The organism is Ideonella azotifigens (assembly GCF_006519715.1).
GTDB classification, from domain to species: domain Bacteria; phylum Pseudomonadota; class Gammaproteobacteria; order Burkholderiales; family Burkholderiaceae_C; genus Ideonella; species Ideonella azotifigens.
The window spans coordinates 1-3,713 of record NZ_VIDT01000552.1 but is presented as its reverse complement, the minus strand read 5'-3'; the positions used below and the strand labels follow the sequence as shown (position 1 = coordinate 3,713).

Annotated in this window: 5 protein-coding genes; 3 read left to right on the top strand and 2 right to left on the bottom strand. The window is 67.4% G+C overall.

Annotated features, from left to right (window positions below):
* Positions 1-28: 28 nt before the first annotated feature.
* Positions 29-265, bottom strand: a complete 237-nt coding sequence (locus FKP22_RS23875; RefSeq protein WP_141290163.1) for a helix-turn-helix domain-containing protein — start codon at positions 263-265, stop codon at positions 29-31.
* 7 nt (positions 266-272) lie between these two features.
* A complete protein-coding gene (locus FKP22_RS23870) occupies positions 273-875 on the bottom strand; it encodes a DUF2975 domain-containing protein (RefSeq protein ID WP_141290162.1) in 603 nt (200 codons plus the stop codon).
* Between the two features lie 112 nt (positions 876-987).
* Here FKP22_RS23870 and FKP22_RS23865 point away from each other — a divergent pair, with 112 nt between their 5' ends.
* From FKP22_RS23865 to FKP22_RS23855, 3 genes are all read left to right on the top strand, one after another.
* Positions 988-2,046: an aldo/keto reductase gene (locus FKP22_RS23865; RefSeq protein WP_141290161.1), complete on the top strand. Its 1,059-nt coding sequence runs from the start codon at positions 988-990 to the stop codon at positions 2,044-2,046.
* Positions 2,047-2,160: 114 nt separating this feature from the next.
* Positions 2,161-2,649 (top strand): aminoacyl-tRNA deacylase, encoded by a 489-nt coding sequence (locus FKP22_RS23860; protein WP_141290160.1) that lies wholly within the window; start codon positions 2,161-2,163, stop codon positions 2,647-2,649.
* Between the two features lie 66 nt (positions 2,650-2,715).
* Positions 2,716-3,552 carry a substrate-binding periplasmic protein gene (locus FKP22_RS23855; RefSeq protein WP_141290159.1) on the top strand — a complete coding sequence of 279 codons (837 nt, stop codon included), beginning with the start codon at positions 2,716-2,718 and terminating at the stop codon, positions 3,550-3,552.
* Positions 3,553-3,713 lie beyond the last annotated feature (161 nt).

The window sequence follows — 3,713 nt, the reverse complement described above, 5'->3', positions numbered from 1 at the left end:
CAGCGGCCAGGCATGAGCGGTAGTGGGCTCAGCCATCGGTGTCGCCGGCAGGGGCGTCGTCGCCTGGCGCATAGACCAGCAGGTCGCCGGGTTGGCAATCGAGCACGCGGCAGATGGCGGCAAGGGTGTCGAAGCGCACGCCGCGCACCTTGCCGGACTTCAGCAGCGAGATGTTCTGCTCGGTGATGCCGACGTGTTCGGCCAGCTCGCGCGAGCGCATCTTGCGCCTGGCCAGCATCACGTCGAGGTTGACGATGATGGGCATGCGGTGGTCAGACGAACTGCTCGTTTTCAGCCGCCACCCGGGCGGCCTCGGCCATGACCCGCGCGATGGCCAAGAAGACCAGCGCCATCAGCAGCCCGGCATAGTCGTCGGAGCCAAACGAGAGCTGCAGCTGGCGTTTGCCTGCGGGGTTGTCCATGGAGACGGCCACCGTCATCAGCGCGCCTGCCAGTGGCTGGCTCAACGCGTGCGCCAGCATCAGCCAGCCGAGGCGCCGCAGGTGCCGCACGGCGGGCGCAGCGAATACCGCACCCTGCCGATAGTGGCCAAACAAGGACCACAACTGCCACAGCACTGCCCAGGCCAACGCCATCGAGCACAGGCTCACCGCCACCATGCGCCATCGCACTGCCGCCGTGAAGTTTCCGATCAACAGCGAACGGATCGACGCACCCGCCAGCCATTCATCGGCCATCAAGGCCTCGGCCGGCGCCACCATGCGCCAGATCAGCAAGGCCAGCAGCAGCACGGCGCCTGCCGCCACCAGGCCCTGAACGGCCAGTGCCAGCCGGCGCAGGCGCTGGGCCAGCGATGGCGTGGGGCCGAGCAGCGGCGCGGAGGGTAGGGTGGGGCGAGCGGTCGATTTGCGCATGAATTTACTGTAAAACAATAAAAACACATCGTCAAACAGTCAGTCTCTCTGACCGGCAGGAATTGCCTCGCTGCGGCAAACTCTCGGCTTTGCCTTTGTTCAAATGCCCACGATGAACCTCCTGAACCTCGGCTGCAGCGAACTGCGTGTCAGCCCGATCTGCCTGGGCACCATGACTTTTGGCGAGCAGGTGGACGAGCCCACCGCGTTCGCGATCCTGGACCGTGCCGTCGAACGCGGCGTGAATTTCCTCGACACGGCCGAGATGTATTCGGTACCGCCGCGCGCCGAGACCTTTGGCGCGACCGAGGTCATCCTCGGCCGCTGGTTCGCGCAGCGGCCCGGCATGCGCGAGCGCGTGGTGCTGGCCAGCAAGGTGGCCGGCCCTTCGCGCGGCATGCCCTGGGTGCGCGGCGGTGCGCCGGACCTGAAGCCCGCGCACATCCTTGCCGCCTGCGACGACAGCCTGAAGCGCCTGCAGACGGACGTGATCGATCTCTACCAGATCCACTGGCCCAACCGCAACGCGCCCAGCTTCGGCGCCATGTATTTCGACCCGAAGCAGGAGGCCGAATACACCAGCATCCACGACCAGCTCGAAGCGCTTGGGCAACTCGTGAAGGCCGGCAAGATCAGGCACATCGGCCTGTCCAACGAAACACCTTACGGCGTGGCCGAGTTCGTGCGCGTGGCCGAGCAGCATGGCCTGCCGCGGGTGCTGACGGTGCAGAACCCATACTGCCTGGTGAACCGCCAGATCGACAACGGGCTGGACGAGGTGATGCACCGGCTGGGCGTGGCCTCCATCCCGTATTCGCCGCTGGGCTTCGGGCTGCTCACCGGCAAGTACGACGAGCGCGGTTTCGATGATCCTGGCAACACTGGCCGCATTGCCCGCTTCGAGCGCATGAAGCAGCAGCGCTGGGGCCGGCCTGCCGCGCTGGCCGCTGCGAAGCGCTACAACGCGCTGGCCCGTAAGCACGGGCTGACGCCCACGCGCATGGCGCTGGCCTTCTGCTACACCAGCTGGCGCGTGGCTTCCACCATCATCGGCGTGACCTCGCTCGCGCAGCTCGATGAGGATCTGGACGCCTGGGGCACGACGCTGAGCCCGGAATTGTTGGCTGAGATTGATGCAATTCGGTTGGAGATGCGCGACCCGGCACAGTGAGTGATGTTTGCCCCCAAGACGCCTGCGGCGTCGCCCCCCCGAGGGGGAGCGTTTGCCTTGGGGCGGCCCGGCGGCAAACATCTTTTTCCCGCCTCGGGCGGCGACAATGCGAGCATGGCCAAGAAGGACAAACACGTCAGCGAAACCCCGGCGACCCAGTGGCTGAAAGCCCACGGCGTCGCCTTCACCGAACACGTCTACGACTACGTGGACCACGGCGGCACGGCCGAGTCGTCCAGGCAGCTCGGGCACCCGGAGCATGCGGTGATCAAGACGCTGGTGATGCAGGACGAGAAGGCCGAGCCGCTGATCATCCTGATGCATGGCGACAAGCAGGTCAGCACCAAGAACCTGGCGCGGGCCATCGGCACCAAGAGCGTCGAGCCCTGCAAGCCCGAGGTGGCGCAGCGCCACACCGGCTTCCAGGTCGGTGGCACTTCGCCGTTCGGCGTGCGCAAGGCGATGCCGGTCTATGTCGAGGCCACGGTGCTGGCGCTGCCAGGCATCCTGATCAACGGCGGCCGGCGCGGCTACCTGGTGGGCATCGCGCCCGCGGTGCTGAGCGGGCCGCTGGGCGCGAAGCCGGTCAGCTGCGCGATCTGAAACGCCGTGGGCAATGGCGCCGCGCGCGCTCGCCAATCCCGGTGGGCGCGCCTATATTGCGGGCCCATGCGCCGTCGTTGCCTTGCCCGCCTGGTTTTCATTTCGCTTTCATGTCTCATTGCGCTGCCCGGCCTGGCGCAGGCCCGCAGCTTGCGCATTGCCACGGGCGAGCTGCCGCCGTATGCCACGCAGTCGCGTGCCGACCAGGGCATTGCGCTGAACATCGTGCGACAGGCGCTGAAGACCGCGGGCCATGAGGTGATCTACAGCTTCATGCCCTGGGGCCGGGCGCAGGAAGAGACCAAGGCGGGGCTGTGGGACGGCTCGGCCTACTGGGGCCGGCGGCCGGACCGCGAACGCGATTTCCTGCTCAGCGACAACGTGCTGACCGAGCAGTGGGTGGTGCTGTACCGCGCCGGCCTGAAGCTGGACTGGCAGGTGCCGACCGATCTGGCGCCCTACACCTTCGCGGCGATCCGCACCTACACCTACACGCCCGAGTTCATCGCCCGCTTCAATGACGGCACGCTGAAGGTGGACTGGACGCCTGACGACCTGGCCGGCCTGCGCAAGCTGGCGGCAGGCCGGGTCGACGCGATGCTGCTGGAGCGCAACGTGGCCTGCCACCTGATCGACACCCAGCTCACGCCTGCCGAGGGCAAGACCATCCGCGCCCACCCGCGGCTGATCACCAACCAGTTCACCACCCACCTGATGCTGCCGCGCCAGCTGCCCGGCAGCGTGGCGCTGCTGGCCGACTTCAACCGAGGTCTGGCGGCGCTGCATGCCTCTGGCGACTATCAGCGGCTGCTGGGCGACGTGCCTTGCCAGGCTGGCCTGGCGCAGCCGGTCATGATCACCCCCGTGCCTGCCGCTTTGCGTCAGGCGCCTCGAAGGGGATGAGGGAACTTGGGACGGCCCTGCGGTTTCCGATGAACCGTTGAACTGCCGGGCCGCTGGCTTCAGGCCGCCTGCGGCGGCGCCTTGCCGGCCTGCAGGGCGGCGTCGATCTCGCGCAGCACTTCATCGAAGGCCAGCGGCTTGGTGACGTAGGCGCGCGCGCC